Annotated in this window: 23 protein-coding genes; all 23 read left to right on the forward strand. The window is 41.3% G+C overall.

The window, feature by feature from the left end:
* The first annotated feature begins 10 nt into the window (after positions 1-10).
* The 23 genes from pseC to M0R36_06905 all read left to right on the forward strand — a co-directional run bounded on the left by pseC (position 11) and on the right by M0R36_06905 (position 25,679).
* Entirely contained in the window at positions 11-1,168 is a 1,158-nt protein-coding gene (gene pseC / locus M0R36_06795) for a UDP-4-amino-4,6-dideoxy-N-acetyl-beta-L-altrosamine transaminase (protein ID MCK9555506.1), read from the forward strand.
* Between the two features lie 6 nt (positions 1,169-1,174).
* A complete protein-coding gene (locus M0R36_06800) occupies positions 1,175-3,028 on the forward strand; it encodes a hypothetical protein (GenBank protein MCK9555507.1) in 1,854 nt (617 codons plus the stop codon).
* 21 nt (positions 3,029-3,049) lie between these two features.
* Positions 3,050-3,814 (forward strand): hypothetical protein, encoded by a 765-nt coding sequence (locus tag M0R36_06805; GenBank protein ID MCK9555508.1) that lies wholly within the window; start codon positions 3,050-3,052, stop codon positions 3,812-3,814.
* On the forward strand, positions 3,811-4,368 hold the full coding sequence (locus tag M0R36_06810; GenBank protein MCK9555509.1) for a GNAT family N-acetyltransferase: 558 nt from the start codon (positions 3,811-3,813) through the stop codon (positions 4,366-4,368). Before M0R36_06805 ends, M0R36_06810 begins: the two co-directional genes overlap by 4 nt.
* A gap of 6 nt (positions 4,369-4,374) precedes the next feature.
* Entirely contained in the window at positions 4,375-5,403 is a 1,029-nt protein-coding gene (locus M0R36_06815) for a Gfo/Idh/MocA family oxidoreductase (protein ID MCK9555510.1), read from the forward strand.
* Positions 5,404-6,696: a DegT/DnrJ/EryC1/StrS family aminotransferase gene (locus tag M0R36_06820; protein MCK9555511.1), complete on the forward strand. Its 1,293-nt coding sequence runs from the start codon at positions 5,404-5,406 to the stop codon at positions 6,694-6,696. It abuts the gene before it with no gap.
* Positions 6,693-7,334, forward strand: a complete 642-nt coding sequence (locus tag M0R36_06825) for a Fe-S cluster protein (GenBank protein MCK9555512.1) — start codon at positions 6,693-6,695, stop codon at positions 7,332-7,334. The genes M0R36_06820 and M0R36_06825 overlap by 4 nt, the downstream gene beginning before the upstream one ends.
* Before the next feature lie 22 nt (positions 7,335-7,356).
* Positions 7,357-8,346 (forward strand): NAD-dependent epimerase/dehydratase family protein, encoded by a 990-nt coding sequence (locus M0R36_06830; protein ID MCK9555513.1) that lies wholly within the window; start codon positions 7,357-7,359, stop codon positions 8,344-8,346.
* Positions 8,343-9,101: an ATP-binding cassette domain-containing protein gene (locus M0R36_06835; protein ID MCK9555514.1), complete on the forward strand. Its 759-nt coding sequence runs from the start codon at positions 8,343-8,345 to the stop codon at positions 9,099-9,101. The genes M0R36_06830 and M0R36_06835 overlap by 4 nt, the downstream gene beginning before the upstream one ends.
* An 18-nt stretch (positions 9,102-9,119) precedes the next feature.
* Positions 9,120-9,833: a cobalamin biosynthesis protein gene (locus M0R36_06840; protein MCK9555515.1), complete on the forward strand. Its 714-nt coding sequence runs from the start codon at positions 9,120-9,122 to the stop codon at positions 9,831-9,833.
* 1 nt (position 9,834) lies between these two features.
* The gene (locus tag M0R36_06845; protein MCK9555516.1) at positions 9,835-10,884 is read left to right on the forward strand and encodes a hypothetical protein; all 1,050 of its coding nucleotides are present in this window, start codon (positions 9,835-9,837) and stop codon (positions 10,882-10,884) included.
* Positions 10,862-11,878: an N-acetylneuraminate synthase family protein gene (locus M0R36_06850; protein ID MCK9555517.1), complete on the forward strand. Its 1,017-nt coding sequence runs from the start codon at positions 10,862-10,864 to the stop codon at positions 11,876-11,878. The genes M0R36_06845 and M0R36_06850 overlap by 23 nt, the downstream gene beginning before the upstream one ends.
* Positions 11,875-13,308, forward strand: coding sequence for an ATP-grasp domain-containing protein (locus M0R36_06855; GenBank protein MCK9555518.1), 1,434 nt, complete (start codon positions 11,875-11,877; stop codon positions 13,306-13,308). Before M0R36_06850 ends, M0R36_06855 begins: the two co-directional genes overlap by 4 nt.
* A 12-nt stretch (positions 13,309-13,320) precedes the next feature.
* A complete protein-coding gene (locus M0R36_06860) occupies positions 13,321-14,742 on the forward strand; it encodes a hypothetical protein (protein ID MCK9555519.1) in 1,422 nt (473 codons plus the stop codon).
* Positions 14,739-15,809, forward strand: a complete 1,071-nt coding sequence (locus M0R36_06865; GenBank protein ID MCK9555520.1) for a hypothetical protein — start codon at positions 14,739-14,741, stop codon at positions 15,807-15,809. Before M0R36_06860 ends, M0R36_06865 begins: the two co-directional genes overlap by 4 nt.
* Positions 15,809-17,071 (forward strand): NAD(P)H-dependent oxidoreductase, encoded by a 1,263-nt coding sequence (locus tag M0R36_06870; GenBank protein ID MCK9555521.1) that lies wholly within the window; start codon positions 15,809-15,811, stop codon positions 17,069-17,071. Before M0R36_06865 ends, M0R36_06870 begins: the two co-directional genes overlap by 1 nt.
* A 158-nt stretch (positions 17,072-17,229) precedes the next feature.
* Positions 17,230-18,723, forward strand: a complete 1,494-nt coding sequence (locus M0R36_06875; protein ID MCK9555522.1) for a polysaccharide biosynthesis C-terminal domain-containing protein — start codon at positions 17,230-17,232, stop codon at positions 18,721-18,723.
* 103 nt (positions 18,724-18,826) lie between these two features.
* Entirely contained in the window at positions 18,827-19,555 is a 729-nt protein-coding gene (locus M0R36_06880) for a glycosyltransferase family 2 protein (GenBank protein ID MCK9555523.1), read from the forward strand.
* Positions 19,548-21,305 carry a glycosyltransferase family 39 protein gene (locus M0R36_06885; GenBank protein ID MCK9555524.1) on the forward strand — a complete coding sequence of 586 codons (1,758 nt, stop codon included), beginning with the start codon at positions 19,548-19,550 and terminating at the stop codon, positions 21,303-21,305. Before M0R36_06880 ends, M0R36_06885 begins: the two co-directional genes overlap by 8 nt.
* Positions 21,302-22,162 (forward strand): glycosyltransferase family 2 protein, encoded by an 861-nt coding sequence (locus M0R36_06890; protein ID MCK9555525.1) that lies wholly within the window; start codon positions 21,302-21,304, stop codon positions 22,160-22,162. Before M0R36_06885 ends, M0R36_06890 begins: the two co-directional genes overlap by 4 nt.
* Before the next feature lie 88 nt (positions 22,163-22,250).
* Positions 22,251-23,843: a pectate lyase gene (locus tag M0R36_06895; protein ID MCK9555526.1), complete on the forward strand. Its 1,593-nt coding sequence runs from the start codon at positions 22,251-22,253 to the stop codon at positions 23,841-23,843.
* Complete coding sequence (locus M0R36_06900; GenBank protein ID MCK9555527.1) at positions 23,840-24,784, forward strand: flippase-like domain-containing protein; 945 nt, start codon at positions 23,840-23,842, stop codon at positions 24,782-24,784. The genes M0R36_06895 and M0R36_06900 overlap by 4 nt, the downstream gene beginning before the upstream one ends.
* 172 nt (positions 24,785-24,956) lie before the next feature.
* Complete coding sequence (locus tag M0R36_06905) at positions 24,957-25,679, forward strand: glycosyltransferase family 2 protein (protein ID MCK9555528.1); 723 nt, start codon at positions 24,957-24,959, stop codon at positions 25,677-25,679.
* Positions 25,680-25,790 lie beyond the last annotated feature (111 nt).

Genomic DNA, 25,790 nt, shown 5'->3' on the forward strand with positions numbered 1-25,790 from the left:
TAAACACAGTATGCGAAATATTCCCTATGGAAGACAATATATAGACTCTGATGATATAAGAGCGGTTATCAAAGTGCTGAAGTCCGATTTTATCACCCAGGGCCCTGCAGTCAGCGCTTTTGAGAAAAAAATCACTTCCTGTTGCGGCGCTAAATATGCGGTAGCTGTTTCAAGCGGGACAGCGGCGCTTCATCTGGCTTGTCTTGCCATCGGATTGGGTAAGGGTGACGAAGCTATAACTACTCCTATAACATTTTTAGCAACTTCTAATTCGGTTATCTATACAGGGGCAAAACCTGTTTTTGCGGATATTGATTATGAAACAGTTAATATCGACCCTGCTGAAGTTAAGCAGGCGATAACATCCAAAACCAAAGCTGTTTTACCCGTTCATTTTGCCGGTTTGCCCTGTAATATGCCGGAAATACACAAAATCGCTAAAAAAAACGGTTTAAAAATTATAGAAGACGCCTGTCATGCTTTAGGGGCGGAATATAAACACAACGGCAAATGGATAAAAGTAGGCAGTTGCAAACATTCAGATATGACGGTATTCAGTTTTCATCCTGTAAAACATATTACCACAGGAGAAGGCGGCGCAATAACGACAAATAGCCGGATGTATTACGAAAAATTGATGAATCTAAGAAGTCATGGAATAGTTAAACCGCGCGGAAAATGTAAAATGGTAGGTCCATGGTATTACGAAATGCGTTCACTCGGGTTTAATTACAGGATGACGGATATTCAGTCGGCGCTGGGTCTGTCACAGATGAATAAGCTTAACGATTTTATCAAAAGGCGCAGAGAAATTGCGGAACAATATAAAAAATCATTTTCCGGCATAAAAGGTATATCTTTTCAGGAAGAACCGTTATGGGCAAAATCATCGTATCATCTTTTTGTCTTAAATATCGATTTCAAAAAAATGGGTATCAGCAGAAAATATTTAATGAACAAATTATCGGGAAAAGGCGTAGGCACGCAGGTCCATTATATCCCCGTTTATAAACAGCCTTACTATAAGAGCAGTGTATCTGAAAATCTGCTTTTGGATAATGCTGAGCTTTATTATCAAAAGGCTTTAAGTATACCGATCTTTCCGGCTATGAAACACAGTGAAGTTTCAAAAGTGGCGGAAGAAATAAAAAAGCTTACGGGAAAATAGTTTGTTATGGGTGAAGGCAAAACATATATAGTTGCGGAAGAATATAACCCCGATTTTGATTATTCGGCGGGCAATGTCCTGTCTTTGTCTCCGCGCGCGTCATATCAGTTCGATAATAAAGGCATAAAATATTCCGTGCTTTCCGATTATCTGGGAGAAGAAGAAATAAGGAAAGATGAAAAGGAGATATTTGATAAAGAAATGGCCTGGTGCAGGAATTTTGATGAATATCTTCAATCCCGGCTGACTATTTTCCGGGGAAAAAATATTCTGCCGGTTTATCTTCATTTTTCCCGGTTCAAGTACCTGATTGACTCTCTCGTTATGCAGTCCAGGAGGATAAAAAGTTTTTTGAAAATATGCATGCCTGCGGAAATCGTATATGCAGGAGACTCTTTGCTTCCCGTTGAAGATTACTCCATATTCAATATCAGAAAGGCTTCCCGGCAGATGTTCATAAAACTTTTTGAAGTTATTTGCGGAGAATACGGCATAAAATTTTCTTTTATTCCCCATAAGACAGCGGAACCGGAGAATATCCAGCCGGATGGGATAATAGAGAAAAGCAGGAAAGTTTTAAAGCATTTTTACGGCAAAGAAGCGAAGGATATTTTCAAGTATATTTTGCCCGGCAGGCTTATACCCGGGGGGAAAATATTAAAAGGGAAAAAAATCTTGTCTCTTGATGCGGGCACCTTGTCGATTGACGGTGTGATAATAGAACTTATCAAAAGAGGCGCTGATGTATATATTAAAAATGGGTTAAAGATACGTGAAATATGTATTTTTCCCGGGAAAAGATGTTTTCTTGCGGACGAAAAAGAAAAAGGTCCTGAGTTAGCGGAAAAACTCAGAGAAACCGCTTCTTTTCCTGCGGAGGCGCATAAAATTGTCCGGTTTATATCTGATTTGTGTGAAGTCAATACGGAAGATCTGGTCCGGCCTTTTCTTGGATGGTTTGTTGAAAATGATTGCAGCAAGTTCTTTTATGAGTATCTGGCTATGGAAAAATTCTATGCGGAGAATAATATTGATTCAGTCATTGCGCGAAGCAGTTCGGGCGTCAATTATCCGGCGGCGTTGAATGCGGCTATGAACAGTAAAAACGTTAAAAGAGTGTGTTTCCAGCACAGCTGCGGGCCACTTGACTGGAGGGACCTGTATCAGGGCGATATCGGCTATTTTGATTATTTTTTCTCCACGGATTCTGTTTCGGAGGAAATATACAAATATGCCTCAAAGAAATATAATTACGGGAGTTGTAAAATCTATCAGTCGCCGCATTATCTGCAGGCAATAGAGAAAAAATATAATCATGGAAGGATAAAAAAAGAAAGGCCCCTGGTCATATTTGTCCCCAAAAAACAGGATGTAAGACTTCAAAAATACAATGCGGGCAGCGTGTTGCTTACGTGGTATTACGATTTTTTAAAAAGGATAATAAATTATATGGCAAACCGCGATGATTTTCATTTTATATTCAAATATCCCGTATCATCGGGCTGGTATCACGGGTCCATAATAAAATATATAAATGGCCTGAAACCCGGGAATATAAGCCTTTCATCGGAAAAGATGTATAAATACTTCGCCAAAGCCGAAAGACTAATACAGGATAACGCTTCCACACCTATGTTCGAAGCGTGCGCCGCGGGGTTATCTGTGCTTGCGATGTACAGAAAACCTTTGAAACCGTCCGCAATTGCCGAAAAAGAGTTTTCCGGTATATTAAAGCCCTATAATGATTCAGAAGACGCGATTTCGCATATCGAAGGATTTCTTAATACGCCGCCGGAAAAGTATATGAAGAAAATCGGCTTTCGCAATGATGCCCTTTCCGTGATATTTGAAAGGGTATAAATTCAGGAAAAGGATTTTAGGATGAATATAGTTGGCATAGTACAATCGAGAGTCGGATCGAAAAGATTGCCTAAAAAGTGTTTTTCCCTGATCCACACAGAACCTCTTATAGGAGTAATTATCAGCCGGCTTTTGGAATCCAGATATATCACCGGGGTCAGCGTAGCCGCCACAGACAGGGAAGAGGATAATGAACTTGATCCGGTTGCATTAAGATATGGCTGTAAGTGTTACCATGGGAGTGAGAATGATATAGTTGACAGGCTGTATAACGCGGGACTTGAAAGCAGAGCCGATATGATTGTGCGCGTCTGGGGAGACTGTCCTCTGGTGGATCCCCGTCTTATCGACAGGTATATTGATGCCGCTTTGCGTGATGATGCTGATTTCGCGTCCAATATCAGCCCCAGGAGCATTCCCGGCGGGCTTAATGTGGAAATCTATAAGATGTCGGCGCTGAAAAGAGTACTCGATGAGACAAAGGATGAATTTTACAGGAAGTACCCGAGGAATTACATACTGGATAAAAATGATTTCAAAGTTTGCAATATAAACATAAATTCCTCTTTGACCGGTATCAACCTGTGCGTCGATTATCCCGGAGACCTGGTCTTTATAAATAAGATATTCCTGAAATTCAAAAAGAATAACTATAAATTTCACATAGAAGACCTTGAAGGATTGTTCAAAAAAAACAAGAAGCTTATGCATGACAGGCAGGGTTTGAAAAGAAATATTGAATACAGTGATGAATTGGAAAAAAGAAAAAAAAGGGGTAGGTTATGAAAACATATTATTTAACCGGCAAAAAAATATATTTCCGTCCTTATCAGGCCGAAGATGTCAAAACCTGTATGTTTAACTGGGTAAATGACCCGGAAATTACATATTTTATGCTGACCGGGCAAAAACCTGTAACGATGGATGCCCTGTTAAAGGAATATGAAACACTTATAAATGACTCTAAAAACTCGATATTTTCGATAGTGGATAAAAAAACGGATAAGATGATAGGGATTATCGGGCTTTATAATGTAAGGCCTGTGGTTTATGCGGCCGAGTTAAGGATAATAATAGGGGAAAAAAGTGTATGGGGCAAAGGTTACGGGACGGAAGCGTGTTTAATGCTCCTTGAATATGCCTTCAACAGGCTTAATCTCCATAAGGTTTTCCTCGGCGTGAATAATGATAATAAAGGAGCCGTAACTTGTTATAAGAACGCGGGATTTGTCGAGGAGGGCGTTTTAAGGGATGAAATTTACAGGAACGGCAGATTTTACGATGCTTTGAGAATGAGCATATTAAGGAATGAGTACGACAAATTAAACAGGAAGAAGTAACTGTATATGAAAGAAAGAAAACTTAAAGCGGCGATAATAGGATGCGGACGGATCGCCTATGGGTTCTCGAAGGACCCTAAAAGACCGAAACCCGCGACCCATTTTGAGGCATATAAGGGAAATCCTTCAATAGACTTAATTGCTGTATGCGATAAGGATAATAGCAAATCGGGGAACTTCGGGCCGAATTGCAAGTTCTATGAAGACTACAGGAATCTTATGGATGAACAGCATCCCGATGTTATAAGCGTCTGTACTCCGCCGGATTCCCACTTTGAAATCGCGCGTTATGCGGTCGACGCCGGCGTAAAAGCCGTGTTCTGCGAAAAACCTATGGTCTTGTCGCTCAGGGAAGCCGACGAACTGGTTGAATTGGTCGAAAAAAGGAAAACAGTGTTTGCCGTTAATTTTTTAAGAAGATGGGACCCGTTCCTGAACAGGGTCGCTGATTTTATAATGAGCGGAGAGCTGGGTGAAATAGTGTCGGTCGATTGTTACTATACCGCAGGAATCATAAATACGGGTTCTCATATGGTGGATCTGCTCAGGATGTTGACAGGGTGCGAGGTAGAATCAGTTGAGGCCGGTATGCGGGATAAAAATAAATTCCCGGATCCCACGATTGATGTGGTGTTGCGGTGCGACAAGAAATTCAATTGTTATTTTCACGGTATGGATAAAGATGATTATATGATTTTTGAAATGAGCATTTATGGCTCCAAAGGGAAAATTGCTTTATATGACAATGTCCGAAAGGCGGATTACCTGATTCCGGCAGATAACCCGGATATGTCAGGATATAAAGCGTTGGTTAAAAAGGAGCATGACTGGGGTGAGCGACAGGGCTCTTTAATAGATAAGGGGCTTGGAAAAATAATAGATGCCGTTAACGGGAAGCCGGTAAAATATTGTAATGTTGACGATGGGGCGAAAACAATTGAAATACTGGCGGGTATTATGATGTCCGTGGAAAATTCCGGGAAAAAGGTTTCTTTCCCGCTGAAAAACAGGGATGTTTCTATCGGAGGGATATAGATGAGTTTGAAATTAGCGGTTTCAGGCGGTAAAAAAGTGAGGGAAAAACCTTTTGTCACCATTCCCAGCATCGGGGAGGAAGAAAGAAAACACGTCCTTGATGTTCTGGACAAAGGAATATTGTCCGGTTTCGTCGCCGGCCCGGGAGAATCTTTTTACGGGGGAAGCAAGGTAAAAGAGCTTGAAGGGAAGTTCAGGGATTACTTTAACGTGAGGCAGTCTGTCGCTGTCAATTCGGCTACGGCGGGATTGCATGCGGCTGTTGCTGCTATCGGAATCGGACCCGGAGATGAGGTTATAGTTACTCCCTATACGATGTCGGCATCCGCGACAGCGATACTTATGCAGAATGGAATTCCCGTTTTTGCCGATATAGATGAGAAAACCTTTTGTATAGACTCCGCGGAAATCGAGAAAAAAATCAGCGCCAGGACAAAAGCGATAATAGTGGTGCACCTGTTCGGGCAATCTGCGGATATGGATAAAATAATGAAGATTGCGAAAAAGCATAAACTCTTTGTTATTGAAGACTGCGCCCAGTCTCCCGCCGCGAAATATAAAGGAAAATATACCGGGACCATTGGAGACATAGGGATCTTCAGTCTGAACCAGCATAAGATTATCACGTGCGGAGAAGGAGGGGTTGCCGTCACAAATAACGATGAACTGGCTCTTAATATGCAACTTGTCCGGAATCACGGGGAAGCTATCATTGATAAGATGAAATTTAAAAAACAGCCGGTTATCCTGGGCTGGAACTACAGGATGACCGAACTTGAAGCTGCTGTTTCAATCGGCCAGTTCTCAAGGCTGGATATGCTTACAGATGAAAGAAGACATCTGGCGGAATATCTCAGCTCAAAAATAAATAATATCGAAGGTATTATTCCTCCTTTTGTGCCCGATTCCAATGAGCATGTATATTTTGTCTATCCTGTTAAATTAGACGCGGATAAATTAAAAATAAATAGAGATATTTTTGCCGCGGCTTTAAAAGCCGAAGGCATACCATGCGGAACGGGTTATGTTCGCCCGATATATCTTGAGCCTTCATACAGGTCGCTTAAAGGCTATGGTAATGACGGGTGCCCGTACAAGTGTCCTTTCTACGGCAAAGATATATCCTATAATTCCGGCGATTGCCCTGTTTGCGAAAGAATGCATTTTAACGAATTGATTGTATTGCCCGTGTGCAGATCTCCGCAGACGGAAAGAGACATGGATGATGTCGCGGAAGCCATCAGAAAAATTACAAATAATATTGATGAGATAAAGGAGAAAACGGAGATATGAAACGCGAGAAAAAATGGGTTCCGCCGGGAAAAAACTGCGGCTTGTGCGGAGTTAAAACCTGTAAAGAATTTGCAACGCTTGTACGGAACAGGAAAAAGAGGCCCGAAGATTGCGTGTTTTTTGTCGGAGATACCGGATTAGCACGCAGGACAGCGGGAGAGAAAAAAGCGCATATTAAGAAAACCGATATTCTGGGAAATAAATTTGATTTTATTTTAGATCCCCTTCCGGGGGAAATTTCCGCCAGAAAGATTGTATTGCCTTTCAGGCCTGATATTGTCGAGAGATGGAAGATAAAGAAAGGCGATATTGTGGTCGGTCGACCCGAGGGGGCGGGATGTCCCGTCCAGCATGTTTTGCAGGTTATTAAAGCCAACAAAACCACGGGAGTCCTTGATACATGGTGTGTAGGCCCGCGATACTCGAGAGATGCCAAGGTGTTTGATGTAGAGGCTTATCATATGATAGCCTTTGAAGGAATCGCCGAAGTTATAAGAAAGGAACCTCAATTCGGAAGAAGGCAGTATTTTCTGCCGGGTTTCTGCATGATGAACATGGCCCATACCGGTGTTGTTAATATGGTTATAAAAAAGCCTGCCGGTCTGCAAATCAGGGTAGAAGATATAAGGTTTTTATAGACCAAGGAGATAAAAATTGAAGGTGTTAGTTACGGGAGCAGCGGGATATTTGGGGAGTAACGTGCTTGCCGGCATGGCGGCCAATCCAAAAATCGAAAAAGTAATTGGCATTGATAATTTCTGCTCAGCCGAGAAAAAAATATTTTTAAAATACCTGGGATCCCTGCAAAAAAACAAAAAACTGGTTTTTCGGAAAATGGATTTCTATGACCTTGAGAATTTAATACCGTTACTTGAACAATCTGATGTCATTGTCCATTTGGCGGAAGAAAAGGAAAAGGAAATCTATTCTGAAAAAATAACCATCAATAATACCAAGATTATCCAATGGCAGAAAAATGTGGAAGGGTACAGGCGCATGCTTGAAGCCTCTATCATATGCGGGATAAAAAAAGTAATACTTGCTTCATGGGCGGGGGTATATGTCCGGTCTGAAAAAGAAAAAATGGCGGAAAATGAGCCTTTAGTCCCTATAAACCAGTATTATCACCAGAAACTTTCGCAGGAATTTTACAATAAGATTTTTTCGAAAGAATATTTTCTGGATACGGTAACGCTCAGGATGTCCAATATTTACGGTATAGGTTTTAATCCTTACAGGTGGTCTATTTATAAGGAACCCGGCGCCATATCCGTTATGATTGCCGATGCCCTGAGGAAGGGTAAAATAACAGTCCATAATGGGGGTGTCCAGAAGCGGAATTTCCTGTATATCGGCGATGCGGTGGATGCCATAAATAAATCGGCATGTTTTACGGGAAAATTCGGAGGGAATACACTTAATATCTGTTCCGATGAGGAAACGAGTATTATTGATATCGCAGGATATATTTCAGACCTTACAAAAGCCGGGATTATCCATAAAGATATGAACTGGCAGAAAAACATCATTCAGCACGACATATCAAACCTCAGGGCCAGGAAAAAGATTAAATTTAAACCCTCGGGAGATATAAGACTTCGCATTAAGGATATGATAAAAGCAATCAGGAAGAAGGAGAGCAAAAGTTGAACATAAAAAAGCTTACGGTGTTTTCCGGTATAGATAAAAACGGGGAGGCTGAAAGATTTAAAAAATTTGAGATATTTCCGGGCAATACTGTTGCAATAGTCGGTCCGACGGGCAGCGGGAAAACATCTTTGGTTACAGATATAGAGATGCTTGCCCAGAGGGATACGGTTACCCGCAGGAAAATACTGATAAATGATAAGGTGCCTCCTTTTTCATACAGGCAGGATCCTTCAAAAAATCCTATAGTTCTTATCACTCAGCATACGAATTTTCTTGCTGATTTGAGAGTTGATGAGTTTCTTAAACTGCATGCTTTGTCGAGAAAAATGAAATCAAGGGGGGCTGTTCCCAAGACTCTTATGCTTACCAACAAACTCACCGGTGAAAAAGTTACCGAAAACATGAAAATGACGGTGCTGTCAGGCGGGCAGACCAGGGCGCTTATGATCGCGGATTCCATTGTTATAGGCAATGCGCCGATCGTCCTGCTTGATGAGATAGAAAACGCCGGCATATTCAAGAAAGAAGCGATGGGAATGGTGAAAGAAGAAGGCAAGATAATCCTTTTTGTGACGCACGATCCGGTAGTCGCTCTTCTTTGTGATATAAGGCTGGTGATGAAGAATGGCAGTATCATGAAAATACTTAGAACCAGCGAAAGGGAAAAAAAAGCGAGAAAAAGAGTTATAGAACAGGACATAATGATAAGCGTTATAAGAGAGCGTGTCCGGCGCGGCGAGATAATAAAGTTCTAAAAATAAGGAGATTGAAAATTGAAACTGATGATACTGGCGGGGCCCCCTTCCGCGGGAAAAACATCCATTGTGAAAAATATAATGAGGAGGCTTTATCCGAGAGTCAAAATATCTTTTTTAAAAATTGATGTAGTTGTTACTTTCGAAAAAGAGGAAATAGGAAAAGATTTTCCGGATATTCCGGTAAAAATTGTCTATTCGGGGGACCTGTGTCCCGACCATGCGGGTGTGATGGTCATGAAAGACGGCATAGAATGGGCGGAGAAGAACAAAAGCGAACTGCTGATTGTGGAAAGCGCCGGGCTTTGCCTGAGATGTTCTCCTTATCTCAATCAGGGATTAGGCATAGTTGTTTTAAGTATGCTCGGGGGTATGAACTCTCCCCTTAAAATGGGGCCCATGGTCGGGTTGGCCGATATCGCGGTTGTTACGAAAATAGATTTAATAAGTCAGGCCGAAAGGGAAGTGTTCAGGCAAAAAGTCCATGAAGTCAATAATTCAATAAGGTTATATGAAGTAAATGCCCTTCAGGGGACGGGAATCGACAGGTTGTTGGTTGAGTTGAAAGATATGAAAGACATAAAACCCGAAAGCCTTGTCCTTAAGGGTGTTCCCCCGCTGGGAGTATGCACTATCTGCATAGGGAAGAAAGATATAGGCTGGCAGAACCATTTCGGTGTTATCAGGAAGCTTGACACACAGGGCGCTGATTACCTGTACAGAGGAGAATAAATTGATAGACAGGACTGTGTTAATCCGAACCGATGCGGGCGCGAGTATCGGGTTCGGGCATATAGCAAGATGCATATGTATTGCAAAAAAATTGGCTGAAAAAAAATATACTCCCGTTTTTATCCTTAAGGATAAAAACAGGTATGTAACAGATATGTTAAAACGTATGAAATTCGGCTGTTGTTATATTGGCAAAAAAGAAGCTTTGGAAAAAGAAGCTGTTGAGGTGAAGAATATAATCCTGCGTAAAAAAGCGGCCGCATGTATATTTGATTCGTATAATTTAAATGAAAACTATTTTCTTAAGCTGGAAGACACTTCCGCTCCGCTGATATTAATTGATGACAGGAATTATCTGAAGTTTCCCGAAGTGGGCGTAATCGTTAACGGGAATCTTTTTGCTGAAGATCTGAAATATAGCATAAGTAAAACGACGAAGCTTTATCTCGGAGCGGAGTATTTCATTATGGATGAAGCTTTCAGGACCTCAGGGTTGCAGGGGATTCTTAAAAGAAAGACATCTGCCGGTATGTGCCTGAGCAGTGTAAAATTCGAAGTTTTGCTTAAATTGGCGAGTTTCCTTTGTTCCGTGAATTTCGATAATTTAAATATTGTCCTTACCGCTCTTCAGAAAAAGCATTATAAAGAATTATTAAAATATTTCAGAGGGTTTAAAAATGTAAAATTATATTTTAATCTGGATGCGGAGGGATTTTCTTCGGTTATGAAAAAGAATATGTTTTTTTTCACTACGGGGGGAACTATGATGTGCCAGTCATTGTGTTCTGGATGTATCACTTATGCTTATCCCGTAAATAAATATCAGGAGAAGAATGTTTTACACGCTGAGAAAAAGAAGTTGGCAAAAAAAATCAGTCTGAAACAGGTGTGTATGGCTGAAATCAGGGAAGACATCGCGTATTTATCGAACCTGAAGAATAAAAGGGCATGTATTGTGAAAAAAGCGATGAAAACGATAGACGGCAAGGGACTTTGCAGGGTAACGGATATAATTCTGGAGAGTATCGATGGAAAAAATAAAATTAACTGAAAACTTTACTATAAGGCCCGGCGGACCGGTATTTTTTATAGCTGATATAGGGGCAAACCACAACGGAAGCCTGTTAAAAGCTAAAAGACTGATTGATCTTGCGGCAAAAGCCGGTGTCAATGCCGTTAAGTTCCAGTCTTACAGGGCTGATTACCTTATGAACAAAAAGTATCATCCTGAAGGTTATAAATTGATACGGAAGTATCAGTTCCCTATGGCTTGGAACGGCATATTGAAAAAATACAGCGAAAGAAGGGGTTTGTGCTTTTTAACCACTCCTTTCGATGTCGAAACGGTGAGTTATCTGGAAGATTTAGATGTCGCGTTTTATAAAATTGCTTCGAGCGATATAACTTTTTGCCGGCTCATTGATAGGATCGGGAAAACAGGGAAACCCGTCGTTTTATCTACAGGCGGAGCAGAAATTAATGAAATAAAAAATGCTGTGGAAATATTGAAAAAAACCGGGAATAAAAGAATTGTACTGCTGCATACGATAGTAAACTATCCCTGCGCTTATGACGAGGTTAACCTGTCTTTTATGCCTGTATTGGGTGAAAAATTCAAAGTTCCTTTCGGGTTGTCGGACCATACGCTCGGGACGGAAGTATCCATTGCCGCTGTCGCATACGGGGCTTCCGTGATAGAAAAACATTTTACCGATAACAGGCGGCAGAAAGGGCCTGATCATATTCACTCAATGGAGCCCGCAGAATTTAAAAACCTCGTAATTGCGGCTTGCCATGTCAAAAGTTCTGTAGGGGAGGCGCGCAAGATAATAAATCTTTCGGAAAAGAAGAGGCTGAAAAAAGCCAGAAGAGCCTTCTATGCGGTAAAGGACATTTGCAGAGGAGAAATATTCAACGGTAATAATGTCCGAGAACTAAGGCCTGGGGGAGAAATTGCGGCGGATAAAGCGGATATTATATTCGGAAAGAAAGCAAAAAAGGCGATAAACAATTATGAGATGATCAGGAAGAAAGATATTTTATGAGTAAAAAAATCAAAGTTCTGGTTACCGCGGTAGGCGCTCCTCCGGGAAGAAATACGGTTCGGGCGTTAAGAAATAAAAAGGAAATCAGCGTTATTGCCGCTGACGCCGATAGTTTGGTCCCTGTGCTGTATAACAAAAATGAAGTTTTGAATTCATATGTGATTCCACCCGCGCGCGAAGAGGAAAAATATATTAGAGCGTTAAGAAAAATCACAGAGAAAGAAAATATTCAGGTGATAATGCCGTGTATAGAAGAGGAAATAAATGTTTTATCCAGATACAGGAAGTATTTTCACAGAATGGGAGCTGATATAATCTGCGCCGATTATGAAAAAATATGCAAACTTTCCGATAAAAAAAGTATGGTGAGTCAGGCCTTGAAGGTCGGAGTGCCGGTGCCTGATACTTTCAGTGTTGATGATATCAGTAAAACGAATAAGACGCTGCGTTTTCCTCTTATAATAAAACCCCGAAGAGGCCATGGGGCTCGGAACATATATATAATAAAAAGCAGAAATGATATTGCGAAAATCCCGCCTGAGTATATCGCAGGGAAAAGAAATTTTATTGTCCAGGAATATATACCCGGTGGGACAGGAAGCATATTCCTTTGCGGGCTTCTCTACGGTATAGATAATGTAATCAAAGCAGAATTTTTATCGAGAAGCATCAAAACGCTGTATGAATTCGGCGGACCGGCTGTATGCGGTGAGCCTGTTAACGGGTTCCGAAGGATTAAAGATTATACCAAGAAGTTAATATCGGGTGCGGGCGGGTGGTATGGACCTGTAAATGTGGAATACAAGATATCTTCGGAAAACGGGATTCCGTATCTTATAGAAGTGAATCCGCGGTTTTGGGGGTATGGTTATCTTGCGGTTGGCAGTGGAGTGAATTTTCCTTACCTTGCCGTTCTTGAATCGGCCGGCAAAAAAGTAAAACCGGTCACCAAATACAGAACAGACAAAGTCCTTTTAAGAGAAACCATGGACACAGTTATTTCCAGGGGGAGATTAAAATTGTCCGGGGGCGATAAGATTATTTTTGTCTGCAATATCGGGAAAAAGTGTGATGTGAAAGCCGAAAAATTGAAAAAACACATCAGGCAAATTTGCAGTGACGTATTTGTGTTTACGGGAAAAGAAGAATACTTAAAGTCCCTGGTTTTTATATCCGGATGGAAAGATAATATCCATTTCTATATCAATCAGACAGGCGATTGGGAGGAAAATATTAACGAAATAGGGCTTTGTTATTTTGCCGATTTAATTGTTTATTTTGATCTGTCGGATTTACATAAAGCACTTTGCGGGATAGAACGGCGGATAACGCTGTTTCTGAAGAAAAAATTACAACGTTTTTATTCTTCCGGAAGCAGTTTACGGATTATAAGGACCCGGCGCTTTCGGGATGAAGGCGACCGCCGGTAGGATTTGCCATTTATGAAATCAGGAAATAATTTTGCTTTAACGGATATAAGGAAGATAGTCCGGCATAACGATCTTCAAATATGGCCTTTTTGGGATGTGGATGCCGGAGGAAATATTCTTCTGTCGTGGTATCAATATTCATCGGGGGCGGCTCCTAAGTCATCAGATGTATTTGTGTCCGGAATGGGAAATGGCGGCTCATGGGGAAAGCCCGTATGTGTTTCAGGAAGAGAAAGTTATAATAACGGCCCGTCATTTATAAATCTTGCCGATGGACGAACGGTTATATACTGGCATTCATGGAGAAAGCCCGGCAGCCCTCCTTTTAAGGCGTCTGGAGGGATAACCAATATATGGGGAGCTGTGTCCTCAGGAAAAGACATTAAAAGGTGGGGAATGCCCTTTATGCCAATTCCGGGTGAGGGCAAACAACTTTACCCTTCTGTCTGCGGTTTTGCTAAATGTGGTTTTATTATGGTTTATTCGAAAGGATACGGTGATTGTCTCGGGACCGCTTATTCGGAAAACGGGTTTACTTGGCGCCGCGGAAGAGATATAACCGGATTTAAATCTATGAATAGACCTGATATTGCGGTTGATAGAAATGGTGTACAGTGGGTGGTTTTTTCGGCTTTGGAAGAAGGCAAAAAACATGTGGTGCTGCTTAAATCGGGAAAAGGAAATGAATGGGAAAGGCAGACTATGGACCTTGATACGGGATATGACCTCGATAGACCCAAAATCCGCATGGATAATCACGATAATTTCTGGATGACATTCCAAACCGATTTCTGGAAACCACATACGTTTTCAAAAAAAATATCCATATCGGGAAATAAAATAGTTGTGGGGATAAAAGCGGATAAAACCGCGGGAAATTATTTTTGGACGATGAATTCCATTGAAATCCGGAATGTTAATTGCCCTAAGGTGGTAAGGTATAGGTTTTGTGGAAATGAATCCCCGCGCCTGAAAGGTTATATTTCTGTATATCCCGATAGTTTGTATGCCGCGAACAAAGGTTACGGCTGGAACAGAAAAGTCAAGTTTATGAAACGGATAATAGGGAGCGATATCACTTCGAATCTGGTTTATTCTGATAAACCGGGGGAATTTACAGTTGATGTAAAACCGGGGGAATACAATATAGTCTTTACCCTGTCTCCATGGATGTCAAGCAGGATTGGCTCATCCCTGACAGTTAACGGTAATACGATATTTAACGGTACGAAAAAGGGGAGTTCTCTAGGTGTAGGCTTCCGTGAGAAAAGCGGAAAAAAATGGCGGTTTTCTCTTATCGATAACGATGAGGATTATGAGAGAACAAGGCCGTCCAGGGTTGTGCAATATAAAAACGATTATCTGATAGCGTGGAATTATTTTACCGGTAAATCCCAGGGAATTGCTATGGGTAAATTAAAGGAAATTAAATGAAAATCGAGAGGATTTCAATTTACAGGGTTTCTGTTCCCCTGAAAAACCCATATCATCTGTCTTTTTCCTCGATTAGAGCTCTGGATTCAATTTTTGTTAGGGTGATTTCGGACGGAAAGTCCGGCTGGGGAGAATCTACTCCCCTGCGGGGTTATACTGCAGATTCCGGTGATTCAGTGTATAAGGCCGCAAAAGAAATATCTGCCGCCCTCATAGGGAAAAATCCTCTCTCCGCAATGAAAGATATTACATTGTCTCCGGGATTTTCAACTGTGGCTGTGGCCTCTGCGCTTGAAATTCTCTCCGGGAAGATAAGGTTTTCCGGTAAGGTTAAAAAAACGCCGCTTGTTTCTTTAATCAGATCGAAAACAGAAAAAGATATTGCGAAAGAAATGAGCAATTTGTTCAAAAAAGGATATTCCGGTTTTAAATACAAAATTGGCACAGATCCTGTCACCGATGGGAAAAGGGTTAATATTATTCTGAAACACATGTATCCGGGTTCCAGGATAAGACTTGATGCCAACCAGGGGTATTCTTTTGAAGATGCAGTGGAATTCCTGAGTGTTATTGAAAATGAAGATACCGATAAAATAGAGCTTATAGAACAGCCTTTAAATGCCGAAGACTGGAAGAATATGGAAGAATTATGTAAGATATCAGAAATTCCGTTAATGCTTGACGAAGCGATTAAAGACAGGAAAGATATATTAAAAGCGGCAAAAATAAAAAACCTCTCCTATCTTAAATTAAAATTGTTTAAGTGCGGAAGCTATGAGGAGTTGAAAAATATGGCCCTGAGCTGTATTAATAAAGGGTTTAAAGTTATTATCGGCAATGGGGTGTCAACTGGTCTTGGGTGTTTCCTTGAAGCGAAATCGTGGCATGATATACGAAAATCAGCTCCCGCGGGGGAAATGAACGGTTTCTTAAAAAGTAAAATAAAAATAATGGATAATTTACGTGAAAAAAACGGTTTTGTGGAATTCAGTGATGTGAACCCCGATGGTTGTATAAATTTGCCTTTGTTGAAAAAATATTCCGTAAAATCTGAGGAGATATGCTGATGAGTAAGACAGGAAAATTATTATTAGGCGTAGCCGCATCACCTAGAGCTAAGCTTGCGTCGGCTGAATACAGTAAGTTGCTGGATAGTATATCGGATTATCAGAAAATGTATGAGGTGGTTTATGAATATGCCAATGAAAAAAGGATATCTAACACAGAAGGATTGGTCCTTGCGGGTCTTTTCGGCGCTAAAGCGTCGGATATCGGCGTTGAAGGAATAAACCTCAGGGATGTTTTTCAAACTGGAAAAATGTCGAAAGAAGAATTAGCAGAAAAACTAAATGTGTGCGATGGGATTATCATAGGGACACCTGTTTATTTCGGTGATCGGTCATCATGGTTTGATTTCTTTGTCAGATTTATCAAAGACAACGGAATCAATACCAGAGACAAAATATTTGGCGCGGTTTCAGTTGGCGCAAAAAGAAACGGGGGACAGGAAACCACACTTATATTCGGTCTTCTGGATGCGCTTAATATGGGGTTTAATGTTGTCGGCAACGGCCCGCCGACCAGCCAGTTTGGAGGAACAGGATGGGCAGGAGATATCGGGAAAATACAGGATGATAATTTTGGATTGGATACTTCCATGGGGTTGGGAAAGAGAATAAAAAGATATATGGAGATAATTTCATCCGATCAGTCGCCTTCTAATGATCTGAAAATAGGCATCCTGCATTCAGGGTTTCCGGCCGGAGACAAGGAGCTTACAAATCTGGTTTTGATGATAGAGCAAAAAGGGGCAAAAGCTTCTGCCCTTAATATAGATAACCTTACAATAAAACCTTGCCTTGGATGCTCTATATGTCCGAAAGAACAGGGGATAGAATATGGATGTGTTATAAAAGATGATATGATCAAAATGAAAAATCTGGCGGTATCTGTAGACGGTCTGATATTCATGTTGCATAAAGGAAAAAATGAAATAGACCAGTATCAGTTATTTCTTGAAAGAACACGTTTTATACGGCGTGATAATTTTATTTTAAGCGATATCCCTTTCGGAGTCTATTATTCGGAAAAAGATTCTGTGGGTGGCCAATATGCGACAAGAATGTTTACATCATTTCTCAGGCATAATATGTATATTGTCAGTCCTCTTGTGCAGAGCATAAGCATTAAAAAGAATAAGATGCTTATCGGTAAACCCTCTTTGTTATGTGATAATATACTCAGAATTGCTTCGAAGTCAAAAACAGCCAGAAATATATCGAAGAAGAATTATATTTATGAAGATATCGGATACGGCAAGAAAAGATAAAGATTTAAAGCTGCGGTTTTTGTGCTGGCAGGATATGTCAAAAAAAAGCAATACTTAACCATAGTGTCGTGTGTTCATTCAGCACCTGTATTTCGGAGATTGTTGCCGCTGTCGGTTTAATGGTTTAAGTATGTCCGGAAGAGTTGATCGGATTTTTTATGAGCCAGAAAAAGAAAACTATTATATCGAATATATTTCAATACGCGTCCGCGCAGTATTTTTCCCAATTCGTCGGGTTTTTTACGGCGGTTTTTCTCAGACGGTTTCTGGGCCCCGTTTACATGGGTGTATGGAGCATGCTGAAGGTAATAATAGGATACGCTTCGTATGTAAATCTGGGAACTACTTCGACAGTGCCTTATAAGCTGCCTATTTTAAAAGGACAGGGTAAATCCGAAGAAATAAAAACTCTTACAAATGTTGTTTTCAATTTTGTCACCATCACGACGTTTTTGTGTTCGATAGGTGTTGTAATATACGCTCTGGTCTTCGGGAGGAATTTATCGCGGGAGATTTTTATCGGGCTGATAGCTTTATCAGTTATCCTGATATCACAGAGGTTCTATACGTATTATATGATACTTTTAAGGGCCCACAGAAATTTCGGTGTCTTAAGTAAATCCATTGTTTTTGACGCGATTGCGAACCTCAGCCTGATATTGCTGGTGGTCAGCAGGTTCAGGCTATACGGTTTTTATGCGATAGCCATAATTATGCCCATCCTGAACGTGCTGTTTATAAGAAGATATGTAACCTATGCCCTAAAATTCTCTTTCGATTTAAGAGGGCTTGCAGATTATATTAAATATGGGTTCCCTCTTTTCATCAACGGCATTTTATATCAGATTCTGCACAGCATAGACAGGATTATGATTGCCGCTATGCTTGGATTGGAGCAACTGGGTTTCTATTCCATAGCGCTGATGACGGAAAGTTACGGCACAGGCATAGCTAAAAATTTCATCATAGTCATACAGCCGCATTTCCTGGAAGATTTCGGCGCAAATGGCATGGAAAAATCTTCCGGGCATGTTATTTTTTATTCCCAGGTCACGGCCTATTTTATGGCTATATTGCTGTCATTATTTTTTATTTGCGCGCCTATATTCATACAGTATGCCCTTCCCGCTTTTATCCCGGGAATCGGCGCGTTAAAGATTTTTCTTTTATCCATATTCTTTTTGACTATTTCCCCTTATTCAAGCAATTTTCTGGTGGCTCTCGAAAAACAGGCGAAACTTATACCGATAACCGTTTTATCGATATTGCTGAACGTTGCGCTTAATTACATACTGATTAAAAAGGGTTACGGGATAAACGGAGCCGCTTTCGCCACCGCCATATCGGCGTTTATAGCTTTTTGCGTGATTTCAATATACGCGCTTAAGCATTGCGAGAGCAACTCAAGTATCATAAAGTTCTTCATCAAAATATTATTCCCACTGTTTTACTGTTGTTTATGCCTGGTTGCCATAGAATATCTGATAAAGCTGCAGAATTTCTTTTTGGAAACTGTCCTGAAAGCGGCTGTGTTCATTTTGTTTGCGCTGCCCTTGCTCCTGTATATAAATAAAACAACCGGTGTAATCAGGATTTTATGGGACATCCTGCGGGATAAGATAAAGCAGGCAAAGAAGCCGGACCGGAAATAGAAAATATATGATATATATGCCGTTTTTTGTTAAGATTAACAAAGATTTTGATGTGTTAAAAACCCTGAAAAGTAAATTAACTGTCAGAAAAGGGGAATAACGGTTGAAAGTCTCGGTAATCATACCGGCGTATAATGAGGGAAATTCAGTTAAATCCGCCATAAGGGTAATAGATGAATTTCTCAAGGCGGGAACCGAAGACTATGAGATTATAGTTGTGGATGACGGCAGTAAAGATAAGTCTGCGCAGGCAATCCAGCAATTGGCAAACGAGAACAATAAAATCATTTTGCTTAAAAACGGGGCAAACAGGGGTAAGGGGTATTCCGTAAAAAGAGGGATGCTGCAGGCGACGGGTGATATAAGGCTTTTTGCCGATGCGGATATGTCGACCCCGATAGAGACGCTGGCCGATATGATTGAATTTATAAATAAGGGCTATGATATTGTTATAGGATCGAGAAGAACTCAGGGGGCTGTTATTGAAATAAGGCAGAATTTTTTGCGCGAGAACATGGGCAGGGTGTTCAATCTGCTTGTCAGGCTTATAGTTTTGCGCGGTTTTAAAGATACTCAATGCGGGTTTAAGCTTTTTACGAAAAAAGCCGCAGAAAATATATTTAAACTTCAGAAATTCGACAATTTTGTCTTCGATGTGGAGATATTATATATAGCGAAAAAGCTGGGTTTTAAAATCATTGAAGCTCCTGTAAAATGGTATAATTCCACCGATTCGAAGGTCAGGCCTTTCAGGGATTCCGCGTCAATGTTCCTTAATCTTTTCAAAATAAGGTTTTTCCATAGGAAACTCAGGAAGATGACTGATGCCTGAAAGAAAAGTCATATTCCTCTTTGTTATGGCCCTTGCCGTTATGCTGAGAGTTTCGGGACTTGAATTCGGGCTTCCCGATATTTTACATGCGGATGAGCCTATAGTTGTCAATAAAGCGATGGCCTTCGGGACAGGGGATTTTAACCCTCACTGGTTCCTGATCCCTCCTTTGACATCATATATACTTTTTATTTTATACGGTCTGTTCTTTTTAATAGGGCATATATCAGGATTTTTCCCCTCCTCGGAAAATTTTGTGTCGTTATACCTGGCGGACCCGACATATTTTTATTTAATAGGGAGGTTTTTTCTCGGGGTGGTTCCTTCTTTAATCTCTGTCATAATGACATATAAAATCGCAAAAGAAGTGTCCGGAAATGAAGATATATCGATAGCATCCGCCTTTTTCCTGTCGGTAAATTTCCTGTTTGTCAGGGATTCTCACTATATATATGCGGATATGCCCAGGATTGCATCAATGTTATGCGCCTTATTCTACTATGTAAGAATATCAAAGTGGGATAAAACGAAAGATTATATATCGGCTGCCTTTTTTACGGGGCTTGCGATAGCTTTTAAATATAACTCAGCCCTTTTAATATTTCCTTTTCTTGCCGCTTTTTTTATAGGCCGGAATGCGGAACAAGCTCCCTCGCGGGAAATTAAAAAACTTTTTTTGTCCATTTTTATAATGTCTGCCGTATATATTCTGTTTAACCCTTTTTCCCTGCTGGATTTTAAAACTTTTATAAATGATTTCAGAAATCAGTCATCGCAGATGTCAGCGGCGGGGATTACGCATCATATTTATTATTCGCTTCTCAACGGAATGTCGATTGCGCTCCTTACATGTTCCGTGCTTGGGGTGATAAAAGAACTGAATCTGAAGAACAGAACAGCGCTGGTTCTGATAGCATTTATAGCTGCCGAATACGCCGGGCTGGTTTTTTTCAGCCAGCCCCATGCCAGGTATGTCCTTCCTCTGATACCGGCGCTTTGTTATTTTGCGGCATCGTTTATTTACGACCTTTCCCGCATCCTGTCGAGGGGTAGCAGAAGAACGGCATGGTTCGTTGTAATTTGTCTGGTCATGTCTTTTTCGACATTTATAAAAGCCTGTTATTCCGACTATTTGTTCTCGGCCGGCGATACGCGTATGGATGCGAGAAAGTGGATAGAAAAAAATATACGCGCAGGGGAAAAAATAGCGCTTGACCATACCTTTTTCGGACCCAGGCTCCTGCCTGATGAAAGCCAGATAAGGCAGAAAATAGACCTGGCGGAGCAGGAGAAAATACCGGAGCCTAAATTCCTTAAATTGCGGAAGATGTTGGAAATGGCCGAAAAAAACAGGGGTTATAAGCTGTATTTTTTAAAAGACTCCCCGTCCGATAAAGGGGAGTTTTTGTTCTCCATGCCCCAGATACCTTTCAGTTATGATTATCTGCTTGATAATAATATCAGGTTTATTATTATCAGCAGGGTGAATCAGGATTATAAACACGCTGATTTTATCAGGAAAATAGAAGAAAGCGCTGACCTTGTAGCTGAATTCAATCCGTATAAGGATAACGGCAAAAAATATTCATCGAACAGGTATGCCCTTACGGGAGGCCCGTTCCTTGACAATGAGGTTTATTTAAGAAGTAAAACGGGATATACTATTCAGATATATGAAATTGGCTCTGACAGAAAGTCAGGTAATATTTCGAGACGGATAAAACGCAAAAACATGAAGAGGTGGGAATGAAGGATAGGATAACGATACTGATTCCGGTTTATAATGAGAAGGAAGCTTTGCCCAAGGTTATGGACGATTTAAAGGATATGATGAAAAAATCGGGCTGCGAAGGGGATATTCTGGTTGTTGACGACGGTTCCACCGATGGTTCAGATGTAATAGCCGAATCAAAAGGCGCCAAAGTCATAAGGCACGGTCGGAACCTCGGCAACGGCGCGGCAAGAACAACAGGGGTCAAAGCATCTGAAAACGAATTGATAGTTATGATAGACGGCGATTGCACATATCCCGCGGAGGCGGTCCCCGGTATGATTGAAATGATGAAACAGAACGATATGGTTATAGGCGCGAGAAAAGCCGAAAAAGGGACTTTAAAAATATTGAGGATGCCCGCGAAAATGTTCATAAAAAAACTTGCGGAATATCTGGTGAGCGATAAAATACCGGACCTTAATTCCGGTTTGAGGGTGTTGAAGAAATCCCATGCGTTGAAATATCTGAAATATCTGCCTACCACTCATTCGTGGGTAAGCACTATAACTCTGGTGCTTCTTTCGAAAGGATACAGGGTTGGGTATTTCCCCATAGATTATTATCCGAGAGTAGGACGCTCAACGTTTCATCCGCTGAAAGATTCTTATAATTACCTGTCTCTTGTCATAAGGACTATTATGTATTTTAACCCTCTCCGTTTTTTCCTTCCGATATCTATTTTTATTTTTCTCGCGGGGCTGGTCAAATCGGCGGCCGATTTCATATATACACATAGCGTTCAGGAATCGGATATCATTATTTTTTCTACGGCCGTCATAGTATTTGCCATAGGGCTGCTTGCCGACCTTATAGTGATGATGCATAAGGAGTGAACGAGAGACGAAAGCCGAGAAACGAAGGACGTGGGACGAAAGACGTAAGACGAAAGACGAAAGACGAAAGACGAAAGACGTGAGAAGCATGGAGAATAGAGACCTTTATCTGAAAATTGCGATGAAGCAGATTCCCAGGATTCTTACCCTGGCGGACAGGGATGTCACAAGTCCGACTTACGGATGTTTTGACCGGGAATACTGGCATTACGGAACGGCGGATTTTCCGTGCGGAATGAGCCAGGAGTTTGTTCTTCCCCTTGCATTGGTGTATAAGCATGAATTCAAAGGGAATCCCTGCTATAAACAGGAGACAATTAAAGACCTTGTTGTTGCCGGCATAAAATTTGCGGAGAAGAGCGCCCACCGCGATGGGTCCTGCGATGATTATTTCCCTTTTGAAAGGGCTTATGGGGCGACTGCATTTTCACTTTACGCCTTTGCGGAATCATGCCGACTGCTTGGTATCAATGACGCGGAAATAATAGAATTTCTGGAGAAAAGAGGTAAATGGATTTCATCCCGTTTGGAGTCGGGAAAGCTCACGAACCACCACGCGATAGCCGCTTTAGCGCTTCTCCTTCTGTGGCAGTTGACGGCGAAAGAAAATTACAGGGATGCCGCCTTCGATAAGATAAAATTATGTCTTTCCTGGCAATCGGGTGAAGGATGGTTTCCGGAATACGAAGGCTGCGACCCGGGATATCTTACAATGACGATTGACTTTCTCGCCCGGGCGTATTCAATTACAAAGGACGCCGCGCTCCTTGCATCACTCCGGAAAGCGCTGGATTTTCTCTACTGTTTTGTCTATCCCGACGGCACATGCGGCGGAGAATTGGGCAGCAGGGATACGTATATTTTCATGCCTCACGGCCTTGAGCTGTTGGCAAAAGAATGTCCCGGCGCGGTTGAAATAAAAACGAGGTATCTGAAAGCCATTGAAAACGGCCTGACGGCTAATTATGAAGACAATAGGATATTCGGGCATATGACGTACAGCCATCTTCTTGCCTGGGTCGATTATTGTGATTTAAATCACCCGGCCGGATACGATCAGCCGCGAAAGCAGTTTCCCGAGGCGGGACTGTGCGTTGAGAAAAAAGGCAGGTATTTTTTCGCCGTTGCCGCGCGAAAAGGAGGGGTTTTTAAGATTTTTAAAAACGGCAAATTAATACACAGCGATTCGGGTTTCCTGTGCGAGTTTTCGGACGGGAAAATCGGTGTTTCGAACCGAATCGGGATAAATACCCGTTCGGGAGAGGATCCATACCGCATAAAAGGGAATTTTTATTATTATAAGCGCAAACTCATGTCTCCTGCGAAACAGGTTCTTTTTCGCATGGCGCTGATGATTCTCGGACCCATGCCGCGCGCAAGTGCCGTGTTCCGCAAAATTCTGCAGAAAGTGCTTATTACGGGGAAAAGAAAAGCCCCTGTATCTTTTGAAAGAAGTTTTTTCTTTACCGAAGGCGGCCTGGTTGTTAAGGATTTGGTGTTTTTGACAGGCGGCAAAAACGTCAGTAAGCTTTATTTTACGACGGATAAAGTTTCAATTTATATAGCGATGGCCGAATGTTTCAATCAGAATATGCTGTTAAAGTGGCGCCAATCTGCCGCGGATGATATAAGAGATTTGAACACGGCGCGCAAGCTGGAAATAACAAGGCGTTTCGAATGAGCTGGAAAAAAATAAAGACGGCGGCGACACTTTTAATTGCGCTTTATATACTTTTTTCCATATATTCGGGAATAAACATGTCCGCATTCGGAAAGATTTTCCGCAATATAAATTATCTGTGGTTTTGGACAGGCATGTCCATTTTTATCGTTTCCGCGTTCATTTCTTCCTTCAGATATGTGATTATTCTTTCCGGGGCGGCTAAAATCCCGATTTTGTCGTCGTTAAAGCTGTATCTTGCGGGTAATTCGCTTAATATAGCTCTTCCTTCTAAAATGGGGGATTTGAGCAAGGCTGTTTTCTTAAAAAAAGAGGGTGTGGTGGGTTATTCGGAAGGATTCAGCAGTGTTATAGTCGAGAAAATATTTGATGTTTCCGCCCTGAGTTTTGTTATGGTGGCCGGATTGTCGTTTCTGCCGGTAAACGCGTTTTTTACCCGCGACATAAAGGTTCTGTTCTTATCTGTCGGTTCGGCTTTTTTGGCGGCGCCTTTGATTGTATATATGCTGGGAGCTTTTAAGGTCGGTGTGCTAAAGCGGACATTGCCTAAGATAGACGAATATTTTATCAAGTTCCATGATTTTCTGGCCGGGCTTAAGAGAGAACCGCGGAAACTTGCCTCGGTTATCCTGTTATCAGTCCTGCTGTGGTTTTCCCATATCCTGCAGGTTTTCTGTTTTTTTAAATCTTTTGACTGTTCCGCCGGGGCAATGATTTCTTTTGCCCTGATACCGGCCGCCATATTCATAGGCCTTATCCCGATTGCTTTTGCCGGGATCGGGACAAGGGACAAGGCGCTGATAGTCCTTTTCGGGTGGTATGGATATCCGGACTATTTGATGGCGGCGCTGGGAGTGATGTGTACCGTGAGATATATTGTTCCCGCGGTTTTCGGGTTGCCGTTTCTGATAAAATATATGTCGAAAGACAAAGATAAATAAAAATATTGTTTAAAAATAAAGCACAGAGAAAGAGAGTTACCACCACAGATTATTCAGATAGACACAGCTAAGAAACAAAAAGATATAAAATTAATCGATAGTATTTATCTGTTATCATCTGTGTTATCTGTGGTTAAATATAGTGCAACTGTAATCTTAAATGGAGAAATAAATGGAAAAGGGAATTTCAATAATATTGCCCGCCCTTAATGAAGAAGAGAACATAGGGCACGCCGTGCATGATATAGTCGAATATTTCAGAGATAAAAAAGAGTCTTATGAAATTATAGTCGTGGATGACGGTTCGACGGATATGACACCGACTTTGGCGGACAGGCTTGCTCATAAGTATAATCAGGTGAAGGTGCTGCACCATAAGGTCAATGAAGGATATGGAAAATCCTTGAAAGACGGTTTTTATGCCGCTTCATATGAATACCTGTTTTTTACGGATTGCGACCGGCAGTTCGATATATCAGGGTTGAATATCATGTTTCCCCTTATCAAGACGGGCGTAGTCGACCTTATTATAGGATACAGGCTTAAGAGAAAAGATCCCTTTGCCAGGAAATTCCTTTCCTGGGGTTATAATACTCTCGTGGGTTTCATATTCGACCTGAACGTTAAAGATATAGATTGCGCCTTCAAGATATTTGATAAAAGGATTTTCGAGAAGATAAATATTACTTCAAAGAAGTTTTTTGTAAATACCGAAATTCTGGTTAAAGCGCATTATTACGGCTATAATATGATTGAAGTAGGTGTCCCTCACTTTCCACGGTCTGCGGGTAAATCCACGGTATCCCTGAAGTACATACCTCTTACCGTCAGGGAACTTTTCAGGATATGGATTGATATGAGAAGGCTTCGCAGGCGGAAGAAACCGGTTATTTAAATATACCAGTGCAAACCTGGTACGTTACCAGCGAAAAATCGGCAAAAATGAAATAATAGAAAAATTTGTCAATTAATTTAACGGTTTTGCAGACGATATACCCCCCTTTTT

This window comes from bacterium (assembly GCA_023228325.1).
Classification (GTDB): domain Bacteria; phylum Auribacterota; class UBA6266; order UBA6266; family UBA6266; genus UBA6266.